Source organism: Aminobacterium colombiense DSM 12261, from assembly GCF_000025885.1.
Classification (GTDB): domain Bacteria; phylum Synergistota; class Synergistia; order Synergistales; family Aminobacteriaceae; genus Aminobacterium; species Aminobacterium colombiense.
In genome coordinates, this window is record NC_014011.1 from 637,505 (window position 1) to 661,598 (window position 24,094).

15 protein-coding genes and 1 tRNA gene are annotated in these 24,094 nt (G+C 46.4%); all 16 read left to right on the forward strand.

What is annotated here, in order from left to right; genetic code table 11:
- Nucleotides 1-5: 5 nt before the first annotated feature.
- Nucleotides 6-1,841, forward strand: a complete 1,836-nt coding sequence (locus AMICO_RS03065) for a TIGR03960 family B12-binding radical SAM protein (RefSeq protein WP_013048010.1) — start codon at nucleotides 6-8, stop codon at nucleotides 1,839-1,841.
- The gene (locus tag AMICO_RS03070) at nucleotides 1,838-2,497 is read left to right on the forward strand and encodes a DUF2344 domain-containing protein (RefSeq protein ID WP_013048011.1); all 660 of its coding nucleotides are present in this window, start codon (nucleotides 1,838-1,840) and stop codon (nucleotides 2,495-2,497) included. The genes AMICO_RS03065 and AMICO_RS03070 overlap by 4 nt, the downstream gene beginning before the upstream one ends.
- Nucleotides 2,490-3,989, forward strand: coding sequence for an Rne/Rng family ribonuclease (locus tag AMICO_RS03075; RefSeq protein ID WP_013048012.1), 1,500 nt, complete (start codon nucleotides 2,490-2,492; stop codon nucleotides 3,987-3,989). Before AMICO_RS03070 ends, AMICO_RS03075 begins: the two co-directional genes overlap by 8 nt.
- Nucleotides 3,964-7,383: a chromosome segregation protein SMC gene (gene smc / locus AMICO_RS03080; protein WP_013048013.1), complete on the forward strand. Its 3,420-nt coding sequence runs from the start codon at nucleotides 3,964-3,966 to the stop codon at nucleotides 7,381-7,383. The genes AMICO_RS03075 and smc overlap by 26 nt, the downstream gene beginning before the upstream one ends.
- Nucleotides 7,371-8,111: a tRNA1(Val) (adenine(37)-N6)-methyltransferase gene (locus AMICO_RS03085; protein ID WP_013048014.1), complete on the forward strand. Its 741-nt coding sequence runs from the start codon at nucleotides 7,371-7,373 to the stop codon at nucleotides 8,109-8,111. Before smc ends, AMICO_RS03085 begins: the two co-directional genes overlap by 13 nt.
- 4 nt (nucleotides 8,112-8,115) lie before the next feature.
- A complete protein-coding gene (rsmI, locus tag AMICO_RS03090; protein ID WP_013048015.1) occupies nucleotides 8,116-8,946 on the forward strand; it encodes a 16S rRNA (cytidine(1402)-2'-O)-methyltransferase in 831 nt (276 codons plus the stop codon).
- A 12-nt stretch (nucleotides 8,947-8,958) separates the two neighbouring features.
- Nucleotides 8,959-10,890: a methionine--tRNA ligase gene (gene metG, locus AMICO_RS03095; RefSeq protein WP_013048016.1), complete on the forward strand. Its 1,932-nt coding sequence runs from the start codon at nucleotides 8,959-8,961 to the stop codon at nucleotides 10,888-10,890.
- A gap of 79 nt (nucleotides 10,891-10,969) precedes the next feature.
- A complete protein-coding gene (locus tag AMICO_RS03100; RefSeq protein WP_041459322.1) occupies nucleotides 10,970-11,755 on the forward strand; it encodes a TatD family hydrolase in 786 nt (261 codons plus the stop codon).
- Nucleotides 11,755-12,891 carry a tRNA guanosine(34) transglycosylase Tgt gene (gene tgt / locus AMICO_RS03105; protein ID WP_013048018.1) on the forward strand — a complete coding sequence of 379 codons (1,137 nt, stop codon included), beginning with the start codon at nucleotides 11,755-11,757 and terminating at the stop codon, nucleotides 12,889-12,891. The genes AMICO_RS03100 and tgt overlap by 1 nt, the downstream gene beginning before the upstream one ends.
- The gene (locus tag AMICO_RS03110) at nucleotides 12,872-13,852 is read left to right on the forward strand and encodes an L-threonylcarbamoyladenylate synthase (RefSeq protein WP_013048019.1); all 981 of its coding nucleotides are present in this window, start codon (nucleotides 12,872-12,874) and stop codon (nucleotides 13,850-13,852) included. The genes tgt and AMICO_RS03110 overlap by 20 nt, the downstream gene beginning before the upstream one ends.
- 55 nt (nucleotides 13,853-13,907) lie before the next feature.
- Nucleotides 13,908-13,994, forward strand: a tRNA-Leu gene (locus tag AMICO_RS03115).
- A 146-nt stretch (nucleotides 13,995-14,140) separates the two neighbouring features.
- A complete protein-coding gene (gene rpoB / locus AMICO_RS03120; RefSeq protein ID WP_013048020.1) occupies nucleotides 14,141-17,761 on the forward strand; it encodes a DNA-directed RNA polymerase subunit beta in 3,621 nt (1,206 codons plus the stop codon).
- A complete protein-coding gene (gene rpoC / locus AMICO_RS03125) occupies nucleotides 17,762-22,789 on the forward strand; it encodes a DNA-directed RNA polymerase subunit beta' (RefSeq protein ID WP_013048021.1) in 5,028 nt (1,675 codons plus the stop codon). It begins immediately after the preceding gene.
- A gap of 131 nt (nucleotides 22,790-22,920) precedes the next feature.
- Entirely contained in the window at nucleotides 22,921-23,199 is a 279-nt protein-coding gene (locus tag AMICO_RS03130) for an RNA methyltransferase substrate-binding domain-containing protein (protein ID WP_041459517.1), read from the forward strand.
- 21 nt (nucleotides 23,200-23,220) lie between these two features.
- Complete coding sequence (gene rpsL, locus AMICO_RS03135) at nucleotides 23,221-23,592, forward strand: 30S ribosomal protein S12 (protein WP_013048023.1); 372 nt, start codon at nucleotides 23,221-23,223, stop codon at nucleotides 23,590-23,592.
- 29 nt (nucleotides 23,593-23,621) lie between these two features.
- On the forward strand, nucleotides 23,622-24,092 hold the full coding sequence (gene rpsG / locus AMICO_RS03140) for a 30S ribosomal protein S7 (protein ID WP_013048024.1): 471 nt from the start codon (nucleotides 23,622-23,624) through the stop codon (nucleotides 24,090-24,092).
- The last annotated feature ends 2 nt before the right edge of the window (nucleotides 24,093-24,094 follow it).

Consider the following 24,094-nt stretch of genomic DNA (forward strand, 5'->3'; position numbering starts at 1 on the left):
TTTGTATGGAGATCCCGGATTTTGATGATGGCTTGTGGCCGTTATTAGCCCAAGTTGCCCACCCGTCGCGCTATGCGGGGTGTGAATGGGGGCCTGTGAAGCCTAAAGAATCAGGTCAATCCCTGGTTAGGTTTTGTTTGGCTTTTCCCGATGTATATGAAATAGGCATGAGTTATGTTGGTTTTCAGATTTTGTATAATCTTCTTAAGCGTCTACCAAAATCCGATGTTGAGCGGGCCTATTGTCCATGGATAGACATGGAGGAGTTGCTGAGGAAAAACGAACTCTATCTTGGTTCCATTGAAACAGGGCGCCCCCTCTCTTCTTTTGATGGGGTCGGGTTTACCCTTCAATATGAATTGAGTTTTACCAATATACTCACCATGCTTGATCTAGGCGGGATTCCCTTATATGGAGAAGAAAGGATTGAGAGTGACCCCATTGTCTTTGCTGGAGGGCCAGGGGCGCTAACGCCAGAGCCTGTAGCCCCATTTATTGATGTTTTCTGTCTTGGAGAAGGTGAAGTCTTACTTCCTCAGATTGTTGACATTCTGTATGAAACAAAAGGTTTATCAAGAAAAGAACGTCTCAATTCCCTTGCTGGAATTGAAGGAATATATATCCCCTCCCTCGTAGATGTGAAATATGGAGAGGGGGGAGCTGTGTTCTTTTCCAGCTCAAGATTGCCTGTGCGTCGACAGCTAGTGCAGGATTTCAAAGATGCTTTTTATCCGGACAACCTTATTGTGCCGTCTGCTGGTGTAGTTCACGACAGAGTCCCAGTTGAAATTTTCAGGGGCTGTACGCGAGGGTGCCGTTTTTGCCAGGCAGGCATAATATATCGTCCTGTACGAGAACGTGGACTTGAGGAAACAAGTAAAATAGTGCGGGAATTAGTCCTCTCGTCTGGATGGGAAGAAGTGGGGCTGGTCTCTTTGGCTTCATGCGATTATTCAGGTCTAACACCGTTGCTGAATGATCTAACTCCCTTTCTTGATGAAAAAGGAGTCAAGTTAAGTCTGCCAAGTTTAAGGATGGATTCTTTTTCTATAGATTTAGCAGCAAGCCTCCAAGCCATGCGTAGAGGAGGTTTGACCTTTGCCCCCGAAGCGGGAACGCAACGGCTCAGAAATGTAATTAATAAAGGAGTAACAGAGGAAGACATAAAAATTTCACTGGAAACCGCTTTTAAACATGGATGGGATCGTGTGAAGCTCTATTTTATGATGGGTCTCCCTACTGAAACTGAGGAAGATCTTCAGGGCATAATCGATATAGCCCTTCAAACATTGACCCTCGGCAAAGCCTATAAGCGTAAGGTCAACGTTGCTGTTTCCGTTGCTGGTTTTGTTCCTAAAGGCCATACCCCCTTTCAATGGGAACCTCAAAATACCGTGGAAGAACTTCGTGAAAAGGGACAGTTCCTTAAAAGGCAGATATATAACCGCAGGATTTCTTTAAAGTATCATGATCCGGAGCAAACTTTCCTTGAAGGTATTTTTGCTCGTGGCGACCGGCGTCTGGCTAAAGCCATTGAGAGTGCCTGGAGAAAGGGAGCCCGATTCGATGGATGGAGTGAAACCTTTTCTTTGCAACGCTGGCTTGATGCTTTTGATGAGACCGGTATAGATCCGCTTTTTTATACATCTCGAAGTAGATCAAAAGAAGAAGGCTTCCCATGGGATCATATTGATACAGGAGTTTCTCGTGCTTTCTTGTGGAAGGAAAAGGAGAAGGCATTTAAAGGGGAACTAACACCAGATTGTCGATGGAACAGTTGTCATGGTTGCGGTTGGCAGAATAGTGGTTGTCAATGGTCAAAGGGGGAATGCTCATTATGATCCGCGTAAGGATAACCTATTCAAAGCGCGGACGTGGATGCTTTATTCCCCACGTCGTGATTCCTCAGCTTATTTACAGATCTGGACGAAGAGCGGGTCTTGTCTTTGCTTTGTCTGAGGGCTTCACGCCCCGGCCTCGAGTCAGCTTAGGACCGGAACTTCCAGTTGGAGTCGTCGCTTTTGCGGAACCGGCTGATATCTGGATCGAAAAATGGGATGAAGGGACTTTAGATCGATGGAACAACGTAATTCCAGAAGCTTTTACTATTACAGGTGGGGAAGTGTATGAAGGCCCTTCTCTCAGTAAAAGCTGTGATGCGTCTGGCTATTTACTAGGGTTTCGTTCCCCCATATATTTCGAAAAACTGGCCCATGACCTGGAACAGGGGATTTTCTTGCAGGAGAAACATGTCTTTAGCGCAGTAGAAGGCACTTTTATTAAGCTGATTCTCAAAACGCCTTTTGCCTTCGGCCCGGGAACTTTAGTGAAAAAATTAGTAGAAGCTGGGTACACCAAGGGATGGTCTGATGTGAAAATTGTTAGAACATCGGTAGGATGCTGGAACGGATCAGAAGTGGAACCAGTAGTTACACAGCGGGTACTTCCCCGTTTGCCTCGGAATTTTAAAACTGAGGGGATGTTACGCCATGACTGATCGTAAAATCATAGCCAACACTTTAGATCCTGAAGAGATGCGAGTTGCAATATTGGAAAAAGGAAAACTTGTAGATATCTTTGTTGAGCGAATGTGGGAGCGTCAAAAGACAGGAGAAATCTATAAAGCCAGGGTGGATAGTGTTTTGCCTGGCATCCACGCCGCTTTTGTAAATTTGGGGGACGGCAGGAATGCCTTTTTATATTTAAATGATGCGAAGGGTATAAACCTGAAGCCGAACGTGGAAGTGGTAGTGCAGGTTGTGAAGGCAGCCAGAAAAAATAAAGGCGCCAGAGTAACTTCGAGAATTTCTTTGCCGGGGCGCTACCTAGTTCTTGTCCCTGATGGACAGGAAACAGGTGTTTCTAAAAGAATAATAGACGAGGAAGAACGTAAGCGACTCCGTTTCCTGGCTAAAAAACTGCGTGATGAAGGGGAGGGTTACGGTGTGATCATTCGCACCGCTGCTGAAGGGGTTGACGAAGAAACCCTTACCCATGATCTTCACACTCTTGTAGACCTATGGAGAGAGATACGCCATGATGCCCAGATACAGGCAGCTCCATGCCTCATTTATAGGGATATTGGGCTTGTAGGAAGGGTTCTCAGGGACGAGCTCACTGGCGATGTAAGTGAAATAGTTATAGACAGCGAAGAAGAGTGTCATAAAGTCAAGGATTATCTTAATCGCATACTTGAGGGGCAGGAACCTGAAGTGAGCTTATATGAAGGAAGCTCGCCCATCTTTGATTTTTATGGCATAGAGAGGGAGCTTGAAACTGCCCTTGATCGCAAGGTATGGCTGCGTTCAGGAGCCTATCTTATTATTGATCATACAGAGGCCCTTACTGTTATTGATGTGAATACAGGTAAGTATGTGGGAGATACGGATCTGCGCCATACTGTCCTTGACACTAATCTCGAGGCAGCGGATGAAATAGCACGTCAACTAAGGCTGAGGGCTATTGGCGGAATTGTCGTCATTGACTTTATCGACATGGAGTATGAAGAAGACAGACAAAAACTTCTTCAACGCCTGGATGAAGTGTTTCAAAAAGATCGGTATCGTGCAAGGATATTTGGCGTTTCCCAATTAGGTCTAGTTGAGATTACAAGAAAAAGGGCGAGACCTGATGTACGTTCGGTCATGACCCGTGGATGTCCATTTTGCGGGGGCTATGGATGGGTTTTGAAGGAAGATAGCGTGGCCATGCATATTAAGCGTTTTTTGAGAAAAGTTTCTCTTTCTAACAAAGCAGATGCCATGCTCCTTGAAACCCACTCTGTTATTGCTCAATATATAGCGGACACTTACCTTGCCGTTTGGGAAGAAGAGTTGCAAAGACGAATCTTTATAGCGGCAGCGCCTGAATTTGCGTGGAATAAGTACCGTCTCGATATGCAGGGGCCCATCGACGTAGTAGAACGTCGTATTGAGCAAATGGAGCAATGGGAGGCACAGATTCGTGTTTATCGAACGGCTTCGTCTTAAAGGATTTAAAAGTTTCGGCGGAAGCCACGAACTGACCTTTTCTCCCGGCTTTACAGCGATAGTAGGGCCTAACGGCAGTGGGAAAAGCAACATCCTTGATGGATTGCGCTGGGTACTCGGAGAAGGGAGCCCAAACTGTCTGAGAATAACGAGGCAGAGTGATCTTCTGTTTCAGGGAAGCATCAGTCTCCCTACTGCTACTGAAACGGAAGTATCCCTTTGCATCCGGGAAGACCCCAAGATATGCACTATAAAAAGAGAGTTTTCTCCTGAAACAGGAACATCTCTTTTTGTAGATGGGATGAGGATCCGTCTGCAGGATTTAGATGACGTAAAGCGGCAATGGCATATGGAAGGTGAGCAGTTTGCTTTCATAGGCCAGGGAGAAGTGGCAGAAGCCATCCATCATCGTCCTCAACAGCGAAGGTCTATCCTCGAGGCTCTTTTTGGCATAGACCAATACAGAAAAAAGAGAGAGGATGCGAACCAGAAACTTAAGTTTGCATCGGAAGAGCTTGCACGCCTGGAAACGCTTGTTTCGGAATTGACATCCCGTCGTGATGAAATAGCTGCCATGGTTACCATTGCTGAAAAGGCTCGCCGTTTACTCGATGAACTTGACGAGAAGAGGCGAGGCTACTATTTTTCACGCAGAGCTTTTTTAGAAAGGGAGCTTTATTCTTTTCAGAGTCGCATTCATGCTCTGGAAAGGCGAAAAAATAGGGCGGCAGAGTGGGAAACCATTTGGAAAGAAGGACTTTCTTTTTATCAGTCTCTTTTTAATTCCTATGAACAGCAGAAAAAAGTGCACGAAGAAAGAACAGAGAGTCTTGGATTCCAAAGAGAAACATTGAGACGTCAGTGTTTTGCCACTGCCCTTACTGTAAAATCTGCTCGCGAACGGCTCATTGCTCAGAAAGAGGAAAAAAGGCATGTGGAAGAAGTTTTGTCCAAAGTTGATGAAGAAGCGACTTTGGCAAGGGGGACGAGCTATTCTTTGACTCAGAATCTTCATAAGAAAAAAGAAGAAGTATCTGCCCTATGGCAAAAACTTTCTAACCTTCGCTCTTCCCTTCGAGCAGAGCGGCAGCGGCGACAGGAATACGGCAATGAATATGCTCGCGTAGAGGGTGAGTGCGTCAAAATCCTTTCTCGCTTACAGGCTCGTAGCGAGGCCCTTGATAAAAACGAAAAAGAACTGGAAGAAGCAAAAAACAAAGTGTTTGTTGCGGAGAAAGAGACAGAAACTTATAAAAAGGAATTTGAGTATACCCATCTAAGTTATAAAAAAATAATAGAGCGTCATGGAGAAATCTATGTCCAATGTCAGCGGTTAGCAACATCTCTTTCTCAGTTAAAAAAGAATGTGGATGTTTTGGAAAACCAGCTTGAAACGGTTCTTGAAAATACGGAACAGCGTCTTTATCCAGAACCTGTACGGGTTATTCTGGCGGCACAAAAATTAGGGAAGTTGCCTATCCAGATCAAGCTTGCTGCAGAAGCTTTTAAATGTGAGGAAAAGCTTGCAGCCCCACTGGAAGCTTACCTCGGAGGGCGGCAGTTCTGGCTTTTCGTTAAATCCCTTGAAGAGGCTCAGCTAGGGATAGAGCTTGTTAAACAGAAGAGGGCAGGCCGTATAACATTTCTTCCCCTGGAGCAATGTCATCCAAGGAATCCTGACTATGGTTTCCCCTTGCCGTGTCAGGGGACAGTAGGGTGGGCTACAGACCTTATTGCTTCAGAACAGCTATGGAGTCCAGCAGTGAACCACCTGCTGGGAGATCTTCTCATTGTTGAAGAGTATGATGTAGGAATGAACCTTGCCAGAGCAGGTGCTTCATTCCCAATCGTTACACTCCAGGGCGATGTGTTTACAGTAGGTGGCAGCGTCAGCGGAGGAAAATTTAGAAAAACGGGTGGTGCTATAGAAAGACGCCTTCAGATAGAAGATCTTGAAAAAAATCTCAAAGATAAGAGAGGAAGCCTTGAAAGAGTTGTCTCGCTATTACAAGAAGCTGAGGAGCTAGAGTGTGTTATAGCGAAAGAAAGAGCTTTTTGGAAAGAGAAGGAACAAGAGGCGGAAAAAAAACTTTTATCTCATTCCATACGTTTTGAGCGGCAGCGAGAAGAGATAGTGCGACTGGAAAAAGAACGATCCTTTTTCCTTAATGATGTTGAAGACAGCGGAAAGTTGCTGAAAAGAACTCAGCATAGTTTAAAAGAGCTGGAGGAAGCAATAGCCTCTTTTGGGGATTTCCCAGACGAGACAGAACTTGAGCGAGAACTGGCCTCTGCAAAGGGAGAAGAAGCTGTGCTTTGTGAAAAAGTAAAATCTGGAGAGGTGTTGATCAACCGAATCGAGTCAGAGGCAGCTCAACTCACAGAAAGACTGCGCAGTCTTTCTGGGGAGCTGGAAAATACGGAATTGAGCCTGGATGAAGGGCTTGACCGACTTAGAGAGCTGGGAGTCCAGTCCTATGAATTGTGGGAAAATATAAAAGAAATTGATTCAGAGAGGGCAAGGCTGAGTGCTGAGACAGAGAGTCTTGTTGAAAGAACATCCCTTCTTCGTGAGCGTTGTGCAGAAGCCCATGAAAGGGTACAGATAGAGGAAGAAAAGGTTAAAGATAGTCAACGCCAGGTCGATTCCGCCCGTCTGGAACTCAATCAGATCATTTCTCTTTGGGAAGATGCCTATCATTATCCAGGAACGGAAAATATTTCCCTGGAAGAATATGAGGAAGAAAGTTTGGCCCATGTACGACGCCTTGAGAAAAAAGTTAGGGAACTTGGGGATTATGATCTGGGGGTTCTTTCGGAAAATGAATCTTTGAAAAATCGCCTTGCCTTTCTGACAGTCCAGATAGAGGACGTCCATGGGGGCATAGGTGAACTTCAGTCACTGATACAGAGCACGGATGAGAGAGTAGGCTTATTATTTGGAGAAGCCTTAAAAAATACAGATGAAAGGTTCAATTCTCTCTTTCAGAGGCTTTTTGGTGGTGGTGAAGCACACCTAGAACTTGAAGAGGGACTTTCTCTCTGGGAGGCAGGGGTGGACATCTTTGCGAGGCCACCAGGGAAACGTCTGCAAAATCTTGCTCAGCTGTCGGGAGGGGAGCAATCTCTCACCGCTATTGCGTTACTTTTTGCAACTATGGAGGTAGCCGAAGTTCCTCTCGCTATTCTTGATGAAGTAGATGCTTCTCTTGATGAATATAACCTTTTGCGTTTTATCGACCTTGTAAGCGACTATGCTATGCATATGCAAATATTAGCTATGACCCATAGACGGAGCACCATGGAGCGGGCAGACGTTTTATATGGTGTAACAATGGACGAACCCGGATTGTCAAAAGTAATAGGAGTACATCTGGACGAATGGACGGAATAAAAGTTACGAAAGACAATGTCCTATATGGAGCGTTAACGGCCTGGCAACCGGTTGATGGGCCTCGCGTAACCGTGGATACTATCCTTCTGGCATCCTTTGTTAAGGCTCGTGGGAAGGATCGGATACTTGAGCTTGGCTGCGCTACTGGAGTCATATCTCTTTTGCTGGCTTTGCGTTTGCCGGAAGCGACAAAAATAGAAGGGATTGACATACAGGAAGATCTCGTCAACCTTGCAAAACGTAACGCCCAAGAAAATGGTCTTGATGCCAGGGTGTCTTTTTTTCTTAGCGATCTTCGCAATATAAAAGACCGATACGCCTCTCAATCTTTTGATGTAGTGGTTACCAATCCTCCCTACGACGAACCCCATCGAAGCAGGTGGACGGATTCTTTCAGTGACGCAACGGCCAGACAGGGGCTTTACTGTTCGTTAAAAGACGTAGTGAAGGCTGCTCACTTTGTTTTGAAGAATAAAGGACACCTTTTTATGATTTTCCGCGCACAAAGGGGAGCGGAACTTGTTGCTGCCCTTGTCAATGAGAATCTTGAGCCCAAGAGACTGCAAATGGTTCACCCCTATCCCGGGAAAAAAGCAACAGTGATCCTTGTTGAGGCTGTACGGTCTGCAGGAAAGGGAGTGGTCATAGAGTCTCCTCTTTATATCTATGATGGGGAAGGGAACTTTACTCCTGAGCTTCTTGCGGCCTACGACCTGTCGAAGGAGTGACATTATGCCTCTTTTTGTAGTTCCTACGCCAATAGGAAATTTGGAAGATATAACGTTGAGAGCTATTAATGTGCTGAGAAAAGTCGACGTAATCGCTTGTGAAGATACTCGTAAGACAGCGATTCTTCTTCAGCGCTATCATATCCATGTCCCTACTGTCTCCTACTATGCCCATAACGAGCAAAGGCGTACAGAGCAACTTATTGAACGGCTGAGAAGGGGAGAAAAAGTTGCCCTAGTCTCTGACGCTGGGACACCGGGGATTTCTGATCCTGGGAGTGTACTTATCCAGGCGGCTATTTCTGAGGGCTTTGAAATTGATATTCTGCCAGGCGCTACGGCATTTGTTCCCGCTTTAATCCATTCTGGATTTGAAACTCATCCCTTTACCTTTTACGGCTTTCTTCCTGACAAGAAGGGGGAACGTAGGGAGATTCTTCAGAGTTTGCAATTTCACCCTTTCCCGCTGATATTTTATCTGTCCCCCCATAAAGCTCAAAAACATATGGCTGATATGCTTGATATTTTAGGAAATAGACGTGCAGCTCTGGTGAGAGAGATCAGTAAAATATACCAGGAAGCCAGGCGGGCTAACCTTGATGCCATTTTATCTCAGGCAGAAGCAGAGGGAGTACGTGGGGAACTCGTACTTGTTGTGGATAAACCACTTCAACAAGTACTTGATGATGGTCAATGGAAAAAAGAAGCAGAACAGATGGTAACCAATGGCATTAGTCAAAAAGAAGTTGTAAAATTTATAATTCAACGTTATCCTGTAGCGAAAAATGCAGTCAAGGATTGGCTGATTCAGGTGAGACAGAAAATAGATCGATAAGGAGGAACAATGATGTCTGAAAAAAGTTTTTATATTACAACGCCTATTTATTATGTCAATGACATCCCTCATATAGGACACGCCTACACGACAATAGCTGCAGACGTAATGGCTCGTTACCGTCGCATGATGGGTGATAGGGTTTTCTTTTGTACAGGAACTGATGAGCATGGGCAAAAGATACAGCAAAGCGCGGATGCGAAAGGAATGACAGCTAAAGAACTGGCAGATAGGACTATGGAAAATTTTCGTAGATTATGGGAAGTCCTGAACATCTCAAATGACGATTTTATCCGAACAACAGAAGAACGCCATGAAAAGGTAGTTCAGGGAATATTCAAAAAACTCATGGATCAGGGAGATATTTATAAAGGTACTTATGAAGGTTGGTACTGTATCCCTTGTGAAACTTACGTTCCTGAAAGCAGTATGAAAGAAGATAAGACTTGTCCTGACTGTGGACGGCCCCTTCAAAAGATGGAAGAAGAAAGCTATTTTTTCCGGGCTTCCAAATATAGTGACCAACTTCTTGACTATTACGAAAAAAATCTAAAGGCCATTATGCCCAGGAGCCGATATAATGAAATTGTGAGTTTTGTCCGTAGCGGACTGAGAGATCAGTCAGTATCACGAACAAGCATCAAATGGGGGATTCCAGTCCCTGGAGATGAAAAACACGTAGTGTACGTCTGGTTTGACGCATTGATTAACTATCTTACCGCCTGCGGCTACATGTCTGATTCAGAAAAACTCAACATATTCTGGCCAAGTGTCCATCATTTGGTAGGTAAGGATATTATCCGGTTTCACTGTGTGATTTGGCCCATAATGCTCATTGCCCTTGGGCTTAACCCGCCAGTGACAGTTTTTGCCCATGGGTGGTGGACTGTAGAAGGAGAAAAAATGTCAAAGTCAAAGGGTAACGTCGTTGATCCTTTTGAGATGGCGGATGTATATGGCGTTGACCCTTTTCGATACTTTGTGCTTAGGGAGGTACCCTTCGGACTGGATGGAGATTTTTCAGAGCAGGCTATGGTTTTGCGAATCAACTCTGATTTGGCCAACGATCTGGGGAACTTGCTCAACAGAACCCTTCAGATGGTGAAAAACTTCAGGGATGGCATTGTTCCCGCCCCGACAAACTTTGAAAGCCTGGACAAGGAGATTGAAACCCTTCTACAATCCACTTTCTCGCAGGTTGAAGAGAGCATGTCGTGTTTCGCTTACGAAGAAGCGTTGAAAGCCATTTGGGCCCTTATTCGGAGGGGAAACAAATATATTGATGAAACCATGCCCTGGAAACTGGGAAAAGAAGGACCTCAGGAGCGTCTTGACACAGTCCTCTTTGTCTTAGCTGAAATGCTCCGTGGAACAGGACTTCTTATCGCTCCCTTCATGCCATTGACAGCGGAAAAGCTCTGGGGGCAACTAGGGCTTCCTGGAACGCCTGAAAAACATGGGATACCGGCCTTCTCTTTTGGCGGTTTCCCTGCAGGAACACAAACAATTAAAGGGGATGTCCTTTTTCCCCGCATCGATGTTGAGAACTGGAAGAAAGAAAGAGCTGAACGAGAGGCGCGAAAAGGGTCGGTGCCTGACCCTGGAAATCACGAAGAACAAATAATGATTGAGGATTTTGCCAAAGTGGAGCTTAGGGTTGGACAAATTATTGCAGTTGAAGAAATTCCAAAGGCAAAAAAACTCTATAAGTTGCACGTGGATCTTGGATACGAAAAGCGAACGATAGTTTCTGGGATAAAAGAGCATTTTTCTGTAGAGGAACTTCTAGGAAAGAGAATAGTTGTCGTCGTTAATCTCAAGCCGGTAAAACTTTGTGGCGTTGAAAGCAGAGGGATGCTTCTGGCCTCTGGACCAGCTGATAAATCGACACTTGCCCTTCTTACCCCAGATAAAGATATTCCTTTGGGATCTCGGGTGAGTTAGGAAAAGAAGCAGGGGATATTAATCGGGTTTCTCCTGGCTGGGAAACCCGATTTTTTTATAAAGAGGCAAGGTGTTTAAAGTGTCCTATTTTGTCGATACGCACTGTCATTTAAATTCGGAAGACTATAACGAAGATCTTGATGAAGTTATAGAAAGGGCGAAATCTCAAGGATTAGCTCGTATGCTTGTAGTGGCTGCGGATGTGCCTAATAGCCGTCAAGCGGTAGAACTTGCGGAAAAATACGCTTCATATGGTATTTATGCTACAGTAGGCGTTCATCCCCATGAGGCTTCTACTATAGTAGATGGTATTCCTGAAGAATTGTTTCTTCTTGCCCAACATCCCAGAGTCCTGGCTATAGGAGAAAGTGGCCTTGACTATTATTATGACCATTCCCCTCGAGAGATTCAGAAACAATCTCTTCTGTGGCATATTGAACTTGCTGAAAAGGCCAAGAAACCCTTGGTTCTTCACATAAGAGATGCCTTCGATGATCTTTTTGATATTCTCAAGGAGAACGATAAAAGGCAGTATCATGGCGTCATTCATTGTTTTTCAGGTAATTCATACCATGCAAAATATGCTCTAGAACTGGGCTTCTATCTTTCATTTGCAGGTCCAGTTACCTATAAAAAGAATCAGGAGCTGAGAGATATAGTGGCTTCTATGCCTCTCAACAGGCTGTTATGTGAAACAGATGCCCCATGGCTGGCCCCCAAGCGTTATCGAGGGAAGCGGAATGAGCCGGCCTATGTGACAGAAGTGTATGATATGGTTGCTGATGTCAGGCTCATAGATAGAGAAGAACTCAAAGAAGCGCTCTGGAATAATGCCTGTTCGCTTTTCAGATGGGAGGAACTGTAATGTTTGAATTTCGTTTACAGGCACAATGTCCTGTAACGGGGGCTAGAGCTGGAGAATTCGTGACTCCTCATGGAGTTATAAAGACCCCCGTTTTTATGCCGGTGGGAACGCAGGCAACAGTGAAAGCAATGGCTCCCTTTGAGCTAGAGGAAATAGGGGCCCAGATCATTCTTTCCAACACATACCATCTCTATCTGCGCCCTGGTGCCGATATAGTGGAGGAGGCTGGAGGACTCCACTCTTTTATGGATTGGCATCATCCCATTCTTACTGATAGCGGCGGATTTCAGGTCTTTTCTCTCGCTACCCTTAATCGAGTAACTGATGAGGGAGTCGAGTGTCAATCCCATATAGACGGAAGCCGCCACATGATGGATCCTGAATGGTCAATGGAAGTGCAACAGAAGCTGGGAAGCGATATCGCCATGTGCTTTGACCAGTGTCTTCACTATCCAACCACCAAAGAGGAAGCGGAAACTGCTTTAGCCCGTACAACTCGGTGGGCCCGCCGATCTAAGGATGCCCATACAAGAGAGGACCAGGCATTGTTTGGCATCATTCAGGGGTCTGTATACGAAGATTTGCGGAGGCGCTCGGCAGAAGACATTACATCTATTGGATTTCCAGGCTATGGAATTGGCGGTCTTTCTGTGGGGGAACCTCATCATATTATGTATGAAATGCTTGATGTGCTTCAACACGTCATGCCTTTTGATAAACCTAGATATCTTATGGGAGTTGGCCATCCCTCCAATCTTGTGGAAGGTGTGGCCCGGGGGGTGGATATGTTTGACTGCGTGTTGCCAACAAGGAATGGAAGGACAGGTACTGTTTTTGTTTCTACAGGGAGGATAAACATTAAAAATCAGGTGTATGCCCGTGATTTTACCCCCCTTGATCCGTCTTGTGACTGTTATGTATGCCGCCATTTTACAAAAGCCTATATACGGCATCTTTATAAAGCGGGGGAGATTTTGGCTGCTCGTTTATGCAGCTGGCATAATCTTCATTTTCTTATTAAGCTCATGGAAGGTGTTAGAGAGTCTATTTTAAACGGAACTTTCCCTGCTTTCAGAAAGAATTTTATTGAGGTATTTCACGGAGAAGGTGACAGCGTTGAAAACGAAAGTCTATAAGGTCGAGCGCTGGAATCCTGAACCTCACATAATTGCTGAAGCTGCTTATGCAATACGATCAGGCAAATTGGTCGCATTTCCTACAGAAACTGTTTATGGCCTCGGAGCAAATGGCCTGGATGATGGGGCTGTGCGTAAAATTTTTGCTGCTAAAGGCCGTCCCGGTGACAATCCTCTTATCCTTCATTTTGCATCATCGGAAGATGTGGAACAGGTCGCTTATGTGAATGAAAGAGCTAAATTGCTTATGGACTCTTTTTGGCCAGGGCCTCTTACACTTGTCCTCCCGGCAAAACCTGTAGTCCCAAACTCGGTTACTGCCGGATTGGGAACAGTAGCGGTTCGCATGCCCTCCCACCCTGTAGCGATGGCCCTTATTAAAGTTGCTGGTGTCCCTATAGCTGCTCCAAGTGCCAATAGAAGCGGGCGGCCTAGTCCAACGGAGGCTGCGTCCGTGCTTGCTGACATTGGAGATGACGTAGATATAATTTTAGACGGCGGAGCTACTGATGTGGGGCTTGAATCCACCGTCATAGATGTAACTGGACCTTCTGTTGTGCTTCTACGTGCTGGCGGCATGCCAGTGGAGCGGTTGGAAGAAGTGATTGAAGAGGTGAAGCTGGTTCCGGATGAAGCTAAGAAAAAAAGGTCGCCAGGAACGCGGTATCGCCATTACGCTCCTTTAATCCCCCTATTATTATGGAAAAATGGCGTTTTGCGGCATAGTCCTTTAGTGATGGGGAAGAGAATTGGGTATATAGGCATAAAGGAGCCCCCGTTCCCCGTGGAGGAAAAAATTCTTTTTAAAACTCCTGAAAATTATGCCCAGGGTCTCTTTCTGGCTTTTCGCACCTTTGAAAAGAAAGGGATAGAGGTTATAGTAGCAGAGTGGCCAAATAGTAAAGGGATAGGTCTCGCTTTAAGAGACCGGCTAAGCAGGGCGGCGGAAGAAGAGCTTTAAAAAGAACTTGCCAAAGCGTTCAGGCCTTGCTACAATTACCGTCGTGATAAGAAAAGCCGGGGTGGCGGAATTGGTAGACGCGCTAGATTCAGGTTCTAGTGGGCGATAGCCTGTCGGGGTTCGAGTCCCCGCCTCGGCACCATACAATTTATGCTTGCAAAATGTGCCTTATACAAAGTATAATAAGGGGCTGCGTTGTGTTGTTGACATAACGCGCCCTTTTTGTTATCTTTATTCTTCGTCAATAATCATTTCCCCCATATCTTTTACAGGGAGGTCATAACGCGCATGGCCGAGTTTGTTCCCGTGGGCAGAAAGCGGCAGAGGTTGACTTTCGGACGTGCCAGGGATCTTGTAGAAATTCCTGACATGATAGAAGTCCAGCGTAATTCCTATGATTGGTTCTATCAGAAGGATTGCGACCCGGACTCAAGGAAGTTGCAAGGGCTGGAAGAACTTCTTCATGAAGTTTTTCCTATAGAGAGTTATGATGGGGCGTTCGCCCTCGAGTTTGTCCATTTTTTTGTGGATAATCCCTCGGGGGACGAAGAGGAAGCCCGACAGAGGGACCTTACATGGTCTCAACCTATACGTGCTACCATTCGACTTGTCAATAGAAAAACCAAAGAAATCAAAGAAGAAGAAATTTTTCTTGGCGATTTTCCTATTATGACAGATAGGGGCACTTTTATTATCAACGGAACGGAACGAGTTGTGGTGAATCAACTTGCCCGTTCAGCCGGTGTGTATTTTCACAAGGAAGAGCAGATCCCTGGTCAGGAAGCCTATTCTGCAAAAATTATTCCTGACCGTGGAGCTTGGCTGGAGTTTAGCCTAAGCCCTGGAGATGTGCTTTCTGTAAATATCGATAACAGAAAAAAGCTTCCAGCAACAATTTTATTGAAGGCATTTGGCGTGTCAAGCAACGAAGAAATCCTTGACATGTTTGGGGCCAAACCTATCGAAATTGATTTGACAGAAGAAGAAGTAAGGGGTCGCCTTGTGGCAGAATCTGTTGTTGACGATGAAGGCAACGAAATAGTTTCAAGAAACGGCAGGTTGACCAAAGATAATCTTGAAATTTTGTGGAGTAAGGGGCGGACGAAACTACATGTGTGGGATGTTGACCCAGCTATTGCGGCCACTTTAGAGAGAGACAACACAAAGGGCAGTGATGATGCTGTCCTTGAAATGTTCCGACGTCTTCGCCCCAATGAGCCTGCGCGGGTAGAAAATGCCAGAGAGTATGTTTATAGCCTTTTCTTTGATACCCGACGATACAATTTAGGGCGCGTGGGCCGCTATAAAATGAACAGACGCCTTGGTATTCCTGTTCCAGAGAATATTACAGAACACAACAGGCTGCTTACTCTCGAAGATATTTGCAAGATTATCCAGGGAGTAATTGACCTTAGAAATCCGGAATCTGAAGGTGACGATATAGATCATCTGGGAAACCGTCGTGTCCGTTCTGTAGGAGAACTTCTACAGAACCAGATTCGTATTGGCTTGCTTCGAATGGAGCGAATAGCGAAAGAACGGATGACAACCATTCCGGACCTTGAGGCAGCTATGGCGAGGGACCTTATCAATGTCCGTCCTATCGCTGCGGCTATTCGAGAGTTTTTTGGTTCCGGACAGCTCTCTCAATTTATGGATCAGACGAACCCCCTGGCGGAAGTAACGCACCGTCGGCGCCTCTCAGCTTTGGGTCCTGGAGGTCTCAGCCGTGAACGTGCGGGTTTTGAAGCCCGTGACGTCCATCATACCCACTATGGCCGTATTTGTCCTATTGAAACTCCGGAGGGGCCAAATATCGGGTTGGTCACGTCTCTTGCCACCTATTCAAGGGTAAATGAATATGGCTTCCTGATGACTCCTCGCCGTAAAGTAGAAAAGGGAAGAGTTCTTAACGAAATTGTCTACCTTTCAGCAGATGAGGAAGACGATCTTTATATAGCCAGAGCTAATACCCCTATTGATGAGAATGGCTACCTGGAAAAAGAGTGCCATACAAGATATCGTGGTGACATAGAGTATATTCCCCGCGAAGAAGTGGATTATCTTGACGTTTCCCCTAAGCAGATAGTTTCTGTTTCTACTGCTTTGATCCCGTTCCTTGAGCACGATGACGCTAACCGTGCTCTTATGGGTTCAAACATGCAGCGTCAGGCCGTTCCTCTTATTCAGCCTGCGGCTCCTGTAGTCGGGACAGGAATTGAATATAGGATAGCGAAAGACTCCGGTTCATGTGTGGTTGCTACGGATGATGGAGAAGTCGTTTATGTTGATGCGGACCGCATAGAGATCAGGTCGAAGCGTGGTGTTCGCGCTTATCCTCTCGTGAAATTTCGCCGTTCGAACCAGGGGACGATTATTCACCAGCGCCCCTCTGTTGAAAAAGGCGAATTAATTAAAAAGGGAGACATAATTGCTGATGGGCAGTCTGTAGATAACGGGGAACTTGCTCTTGGACGAAATGTTCTCGTAGCTTTTCTTCCCTGGGAAGGTTTTAATTACGAAGATGCGATCTTGCTTAGCGAACGTCTTGTAAAAGAAGATTTTTACACCTCTATACATATAGAAGAATATGAAATTGAAGCACGGGACACGAAGCTTGGGCCAGAAGAGATTACCCGTGATATTCCCAATGTCGGTGAAGACATGCTTAAAAACCTCGACGAGGATGGCATTGTTAGGGTGGGAGCCGAGGTCAATGCCGGTGACATCCTGGTAGGAAAGGTTACTCCTAAGGGAGAGTCTGATCAGTCTCCTGAGGAAAAATTGCTACGAGCCATATTCGGAGAAAAAGCGAGAGAAGTCAGGGACACATCCTTGAAGGTTCCTCATGGTGCCCGTGGAAAGATCGTGGCAGTAAAACGCATGACGCGGGAGAACAACCCCGATGCCCTGAGCCCTGGCGTAAATGAAGTTGTGAAGATTTACGTGGCTCAGCTGAGAAAAATAACGGTAGGAGACAAGATGGCAGGACGCCATGGCAATAAGGGTGTTGTTTCGAAGATCCTCCCGGTGGAGGATATGCCTTATCTGCCAGATGGCACTCCCTGCGATATAGTACTTAACCCATTAGGTGTGCCGAGCCGTATGAACCTTGGACAGGTGCTCGAAACAATCATGGGCTTTGTAGCTGTTCATAATGGTTGGAAGGTTGCCACGCCAGTCTTTGAAGGCGCTCAGGAAAAAGAAATCTTTGAGAATCTTGCAGAACTGCGAAAAGGAAATTACCCTGATTTGACCGCAGATGGCATGATAACTCTTTTCGATGGCAGAACAGGGGAGCCCATGGAGAAAAAGGTCACAGTGGGATATATGTATATGCTTAAATTAATTCACCTTGTAGATGACAAGATCCATGCCCGCTCTATTGGCCCCTACAGCTTGATTACACAGCAGCCTCTTGGCGGGAAAGCACAGTTCGGAGGCCAGCGATTTGGAGAAATGGAAGTCTGGGCCCTTGAAGGATATGGTGCGGCTCACATTCTTCAGGAGATGCTGACAGTGAAGTCTGATGATATCAGAGGACGCTTAAAGACCTATGAAAAAATAGTAAAAGGACAAAACCTTGCTAAGCCTGGCGTACCTGAAAGTTTCCGAGTTCTTGTAAAAGAACTGCAGGGATTGGTACTCGACGTTGAAATCAAATATAGCGACGGTACGGTAGGAGAACTCGTTATGGACGAAGAAGATGAGGAAGGCGCAAGTCGGCGTAAGACTACGGAAGGCCTAGGCGTAAAAGAGAAGGAACAAGAGCAAAAAATAGAAGAAACAAAAGAAGTTCCAGAAGAAATGGAAATTGTTGTCGATGAAAAGGAGTTGGCAGCCGAGAACATGCTTTTTGAAGACGTGTTTGAGGAACGTAAAGATGACCCGGAGGGGGCTGAAGAATAGATGAGCCAGAGAGAAATAGTCGGAGTACGCATTAAGCTGGCCAGCCCGGAACGGATCAGGGAACTGTCCAGCGGTGAAGTTAAGAAGCCTGAAACCATAAATTACCGAACCCTTCGTCCAGAAAAAGACGGGCTTTTCTGTGAACGTATCTTTGGCCCAACAAAGAGTTACGAATGTGCCTGTGGCAAGTACAAGCGGAGCGGTCCGAAATTCAAAGGGATCATTTGTGATCGTTGCGGTGTAGAGGTTACGGACAATCGTGTTCGTAGAGAACGGATGGGGCACATCGAGCTGGCAGCGCCAGTGGTGCATATTTGGTACCTTAGGGGTATCCCCAGTCGTTTGAGCCTTCTTCTCGGAACAAGCACAAAAGATCTTGAAAAGGTAGTGTATTTTGCGCCTACGCGAAAGCGAGAAGCAGCGTTCAAGGTTGTCATGGAAGGGCGCCGTCCAGATCTGGCACGACGTGGTGATGTTATAGCCGAGAGCGAAGTGCGAATCCACTCTCATTATGACTCGAAGATCAAAACTGAAGAAGCTTACAGGATCATCAGCGTAGACGAGATTCCCGTTAGCGAGGGTGATATCCTTACTGCCCAACAGGTCTCTCGATATAAGACAGAGTATGGTGATAGCCTCTTCAAGGTGGAACCGGCTTTTGAGTTTGTTTCAGATCCTGAAAATCTTGATTATAAATCTGGAGACGTTATTTCGGTATCGGAAGTGGAGCGCTTGCAAAAGCTGGATCTCCAGTTTGATGTCAAGCGAGCCATAGTCAATAATCAGGAAGCTTTCATTGTTACCGCGGCGGCGAAGCTGCCCTTTACTAAGGGGGATGTTGTTTCCAAAACGGAATTTCAGATGTTTTATGAGAAATATCCTGGGAGATTTATGGCCCAACCGGAAACCATAACCATAGAGGATCCTTGCTATATTGTCATAGAAAAAGGCGCCTCTCCCTTTAACTCCTCAGACATTATTATGGAGAGGGAACAGTATCTGTGCGCCGCCTATGATAAAAAATTCAGTGCGGGCATTGGAGCAGAGGGAGTACGGACCCTCTTGGAAAAAATGGATATGGATCTTCTTTGCGCAGGTCTTCGTGAGGAAGTATCGGAGAGTACCGGTCAAAAGAAGAGAAAACTCATTAAACGGCTTCAGGTGGCGGAGGACTTCAGAAGAAGCTTCTCCAGCGTAGAGTCTATGGTTCTTGAAGTGCTGCCGGTAATTCCACCGGATTTGCGGCCCATGGTTCAGCTTGATGGAGGACGTTTTGCCACGTCAGATCTGAACGACCTGTACCGACGTGTTATCAACCGTAACAACCGGCTCCGCAAACTGCAGGAGCTAAGGGCTCCCGAGATCATTATCCGCAATGAGAAGCGGATGTTGCAGGAGTCAGTAGACGCCCTCATAGATAACGGACGTATGGGCAAGGCTGTCCTTGGTGCGGGGAATCGTCCCTTGAAGAGCTTAACGGACCTGCTGAGAGGAAAAAAGGGACGGTTCCGTCAGAACCTGCTGGGCAAGCGTGTTGACTATTCCGGCCGTTCCGTTATCGTTATCGGTCCTCAACTGAAGATATATCAGTGTGGTTTGCCGAAGCAGATGGCTCTTGAACTTTTCAAACCCTTTGTTATTCGGCAGCTCGTGGAGCGGGGGCTGGCTCCTAACGTGAAGAGCGCTAAGCGTCTTATAGAGCGTGGACGGGAAGAGATCTGGGGCATTCTGGAAGAGATCATCAAAGATCATCCAGTTCTTCTGAACCGGGCTCCCACATTGCATAGATTAGGAATCCAGGCCTTTGAGCCTGTCCTAATGGAAGGAAAGGCCATCCGTCTCCACCCCCTCGTCTGCACTGCTTTCAATGCGGACTTTGACGGAGACCAAATGGCAGTTCACGTGCCACTGTCCCTTGAAGCCCAGGCAGAGGCCAGACTTCTCATGCTCTCTGCGAACAACCTGCTTTCTCCTGCAAGTGGAAGACCTATAGTGACACCAACGCAGGATATCATCCTTGGCGTCTATTATCTGACGGATGTGCGGGATGGATTGATGGGCGAAGGCAATTATTTCTCAGGTATCGAGGATGTGCTTATAGCCCTTGATCATAAGGTTGTCCATTTAAACGCCAGTATCCGGCTAAAGAAGCAGCCGGAATGGAATATAGAAAGTGATGATGAGAAGTGGTTCGAAACATCTCCCGGCAGAGTTCTCTTCAATAGCATCCTTCCTGAGAAACTGCGGTTTATCAATAAGCAGTTTGGGAAAAAAGCCATTGGTAAGCTCATTGATGATGCTTATGATGTTATCAGCCGAAGCGAGATCGTTCGGATTCTCGATGATATTAAAACTCTGGGGTATCATTGGTCCACAGTCAGTGGCATTAGTTTTGGAGTCCAATCGATCATTATTCCACCGGAGAAAGATGAGATAACGGCGGAAACGATTGATGAAGATGAAGATCTGAAGTCAGAGTACGAAATGGGCATTTTGACCCAGGATGAATATCTTTACAGAAAAGAAATGCTCTGGTCTGAGGCTTCACGCAAGATTTCTGAGAATATCCTTGTCCATATGGAGCGCGATAACCCCATCCGAATGATGGTTGATTCAGGAGCGCGAGGAAGCAAGAGCCAGATGGGGCAGATGGCTGGTATCCGCGGATTGATGTCAGATCCGTCGGGCCGCATCATTGACTATCCCATTACAGCCAACTTCCGTGAAGGAATGAACATGTTGGAGTACTTCATTTCAACCCACGGAGCGCGAAAGGGTCTTGCGGACACAGCTCTTCGTACGGCGAAATCAGGATACCTCACAAGACGTCTTGTGGACGTGGCGCAGGATATTATTGTCACCCATCACGACTGTGGTACTGATAGGGGAGTAGAGATTCGGCCGCTTCTTCAGGATGGCAAGGTCATGATCTCTCTCGCCGAGCGCATTGCGGGGAGAACGGTGTTGTACGATCTCTACCATCCTGAAACTGGAGAGCTGCTCCTGGAATCGGGAGAGCTGATAACGACGAGACTTGCCGAAACAATAGACAAGCTCGGGTTCTCTTCTGTCTGGGTTCGCAGTCCTTTGACCTGTACGCTAAAACAGGGTGTTTGCCAAAAGTGCTATGGCATGGACCTTGCTACTCGAACTGAGGTTGCTATTGGCGAATCAGTGGGCGTTGTAGCCGCCCAATCCATAGGAGAACCGGGAACCCAGCTTACCATGCGGACATTCCACACTGGTGGAGTTCGTATGACAGGAGAGGACATTACTCAGGGTCTTCCCAGAATCGAGCAGCTTTTCGAGGTTCGCCGTCCTAAGAAGGTTTCCTACCTTGCCGGGATAGACGGACGAGTTATTGAAATACGGGAAATGGAAGGTAAACGAAAGGTTATCATTGCCTCTGATGAACCGGGAAAAGAAGAAAAAGTCAACTACAGCATCCCTTCATCTCAGCACTTGCTTGTGGAAGAGGGACAGCAGGTTGCCAAAAGTGACCGCCTTACGGAAGGTAATGTGGATCCCCAGCAGCTTCTTGAAGTGGAAGGCATAGAAGCGGTCCAGCGCAGCCTGGTTGACGAAATTCAGGGAGTCTATAGGTCTCAGGGCGTTTCTATCAATAATAAACATATAGAGGTTATCCTTCGAAAGGTGGCCCCTGTGAACAGGATTCGTGTCGTGGAAGAGGGGGATACTTCCTTTGTTGCAGGCGATCTGGTCTGGACAGATGAAATAGAGGATGAGAATGAGGCCATTCGGAGGGAAAATGAGAAGAACATCATGGAGGCCACTCGAATCTTCTCTGGCCGTGTCGTTAAGAGTATAGCGGCGAGCCGTTTGACAGATACCATATTACAGTACCAGAATATGCCATTGACGGAAGAGGCTATCCGCACCCTTCTGCGTCCAGGCTACCTTATCTCCCAGATGGTGTTGGAGGGGGATGAAGGTTCAGATCTCATTCTTGTCATTGGCGAAGCTGCTTTTAGAAAGAGAATGGAAGGTCTTGAGCTCATTGAGACCTTTAAGTCAGAAGATGGCAAGGAAATAGCAGCTGGGACTATTCTTACGCCAGGGCAGCTTGGGATTGTTACATCTGGCGATCCAGTTTCCATTTGTGTGAGGGATCATGAAACCATAGAAAAACTTGTGGACAGTTCATACCTAGCAGAGGATATCGTAGTTGATAATGAAGTTATGGCGGAGAAGGATCACATCTTCACCCAGGCCATGGCAGCTATTTGTTTTGAACATAACATACAAGCAGTTAAGATCTGGCACTCGGTGGAGCGAATTTCCGTGCTCGATGCTCTTCAGGAACGCCTCATGAACAATATTTGGGGCCGTCACCTTACACAGGCTGTGGATAGCGAAGGCAATGGGCTTACAGATGTTTCTCAGATGGTGGATGCCCGTATTATACGAGGTCTGGTAGACGATGAGATTTCAGCAGTGGATCTTGAAGGGGAAATTCTGACGCGTGAGAAAGCTTTGATTGAGTTGTTAAATACTCTTATCTATGGCAAAGTTCTTCTCGAACCTGTCGTTGACGAAAAGGGACAAATACTTGTAGACAGCGGGCAGGAGATCAATAGAGCAATGATCGATCTGCTTGTTCGTTCCCAAGCTGGAGAATTTGTTGTTCGTCCTCTTTCAGCCCGCCACGATGAGAAAACGCTGATCTGGGATGTTACTTTCGTGCGGAAACTTCGCGAGGGTCCAAAATGCAGGCCATTTGTCCATGGGATTACCAAGGCTGCCCTTGCAACAGAGAGCTTCTTGAGTGCGGCATCTTTCCAGCAGACGGCTCAAGTTCTTGCTGGAGCGGCAGTAAAAGGTGAAATGGACCCGCTGCAGGGGTTGAAAGAAAATGTTATAATAGGACACTTAATTCCTGCTGGGACTGGAGTAGAATGGTTTAAGGATGTAGAAGTTCTTCGTGCTGGTAGAAGTGACAAGAGTGAAACGACTTCTTCTGAAGAAGCGAATCAGCCAGATACTGAAGAAACAACGGAAAAACAGTAGGACTTCTGTTTTTACTTGGTCAATAAAACATTTTCTTTGGAGTAAAGAAGGGCCCGGTAATGTTTTTTCTTGACATGACTCCGGGCTCTTTGTTATTATTCCTTGGTGCTTTCTGCACTGGAGGGTTTATTATGCCTTTAAATGAGCTAGCCTCTCCGTTGCGTGTTGTTGGAGAAAGGGAGGTTCGGAGGGCTCTCCGAGCGAAGCGGTTGAAAAAATTGTTTGTAGCACGGGATGGGGAACTTGAAAGAATAAAAGATGTGATGTCAGAAGCTGAAAAACAGGGTATTTCTGTTGAATGGGCAGACGACAAGGTCAGATTAGGACGAGCCTGTGCTATTAGTAGAAGCGCTTTAGTTGCTGGAATTACTGATGCCACATCCTTTTCGGAGGGTGTCAGTAGTAAATAAAATCTGGAAGGAGGGAGTTTCGTGCCAACTATAAATCAGCTTGTTCGTCTTGGACGTAAAGATAAAAGACAGAACAGCGACTCGCCAGCTCTGCAGGGTAATCCAGCGAGACGGGGAGTTTGTACCCGCGTATATACAGTAACGCCTAAGAAACCGAACTCTGCTTTGAGAAAGGTTGCTCGTGTGCGCCTTACGAATGGGATAGAGGTAACATCCTATATTCCGGGCATTGGGCATAACCTTCAGGAGCACTCCGTAGTTCTCGTTCGCGGAGGCCGAGTAAAGGACTTGCCAGGTGTACGATATCATATCGTCCGAGGGACCCTTGACTGTGGTGGCGTTGAAAATCGAAAGAGAGGGCGCTCTAAGTACGGAGCAAGAAAGCCCAAGTAAGAAGTAATACGTGAGGAGGGATTGTCACCATGCCGCGAAAGGGGCATGTTAAAAAGCGTCAGGGGTTGCCTGACAGCCGGTTTGGAAGCGTTGCGGTTTCAAAGTTTGTAAGCAGCCTAATGAAGGGCGGAAAAAGAAGTGTCGCGGAAAATGCCTTTTATCAGGCTCTCGAGATCGCTGGGGAGCGTTTGAATGCAGAGCCCTTCGAAGTGTTTCAAAAGGCAATGGAAAACGTAAAGCCACTAGTTGAGGTTCGCCCTCGTCGTGTAGGTGGTGCTACGTATCAGGTGCCAGTGGAGGTTCCTGCGGAGCGCGCTCAAGTTCTGGCTATCCGTTGGATTATTTCGTATGCCAGATCTAAAAAGGGGATGCCCATTGCAGAGCGTCTAGCAAGAGAGCTTGCTGATGCTTATAAGGGTGAAGGTAGTTCCATTAAGAAACGTGAAGACACTCATAAAATGGCTGAAGCCAACCGTGCCTTTGCTCACTATCGTTGGTAATG

Bases quoted from the DNA above. Each gene is read 5' to 3' on its own strand.
- rpsG (WP_013048024.1), top strand. From the start codon at position 23,622: ATGCCGCGAAAGGGGCATGTTAAAAAGCGTCAGGGGTTGCCTGACAGC.
- rsmI (WP_013048015.1), top strand. From the start codon at position 8,116: ATGCCTCTTTTTGTAGTTCCTACGCCAATAGGAAATTTGGAAGATATA.
- rpoB (WP_013048020.1), top strand. From the start codon at position 14,141: ATGGCCGAGTTTGTTCCCGTGGGCAGAAAGCGGCAGAGGTTGACTTTC.
- AMICO_RS03070 (WP_013048011.1), top strand. From the start codon at position 1,838: ATGATCCGCGTAAGGATAACCTATTCAAAGCGCGGACGTGGATGCTTT.
- rpoC (WP_013048021.1), top strand. From the start codon at position 17,762: ATGAGCCAGAGAGAAATAGTCGGAGTACGCATTAAGCTGGCCAGCCCG.
- metG (WP_013048016.1), top strand. From the start codon at position 8,959: ATGTCTGAAAAAAGTTTTTATATTACAACGCCTATTTATTATGTCAAT.
- AMICO_RS03075 (WP_013048012.1), top strand. From the start codon at position 2,490: ATGACTGATCGTAAAATCATAGCCAACACTTTAGATCCTGAAGAGATG.
- AMICO_RS03065 (WP_013048010.1), top strand. From the start codon at position 6: ATGGAGATCCCGGATTTTGATGATGGCTTGTGGCCGTTATTAGCCCAA.
- AMICO_RS03130 (WP_041459517.1), top strand. From the start codon at position 22,921: ATGCCTTTAAATGAGCTAGCCTCTCCGTTGCGTGTTGTTGGAGAAAGG.
- AMICO_RS03085 (WP_013048014.1), top strand. From the start codon at position 7,371: ATGGACGGAATAAAAGTTACGAAAGACAATGTCCTATATGGAGCGTTA.
- tgt (WP_013048018.1), top strand. From the start codon at position 11,755: ATGTTTGAATTTCGTTTACAGGCACAATGTCCTGTAACGGGGGCTAGA.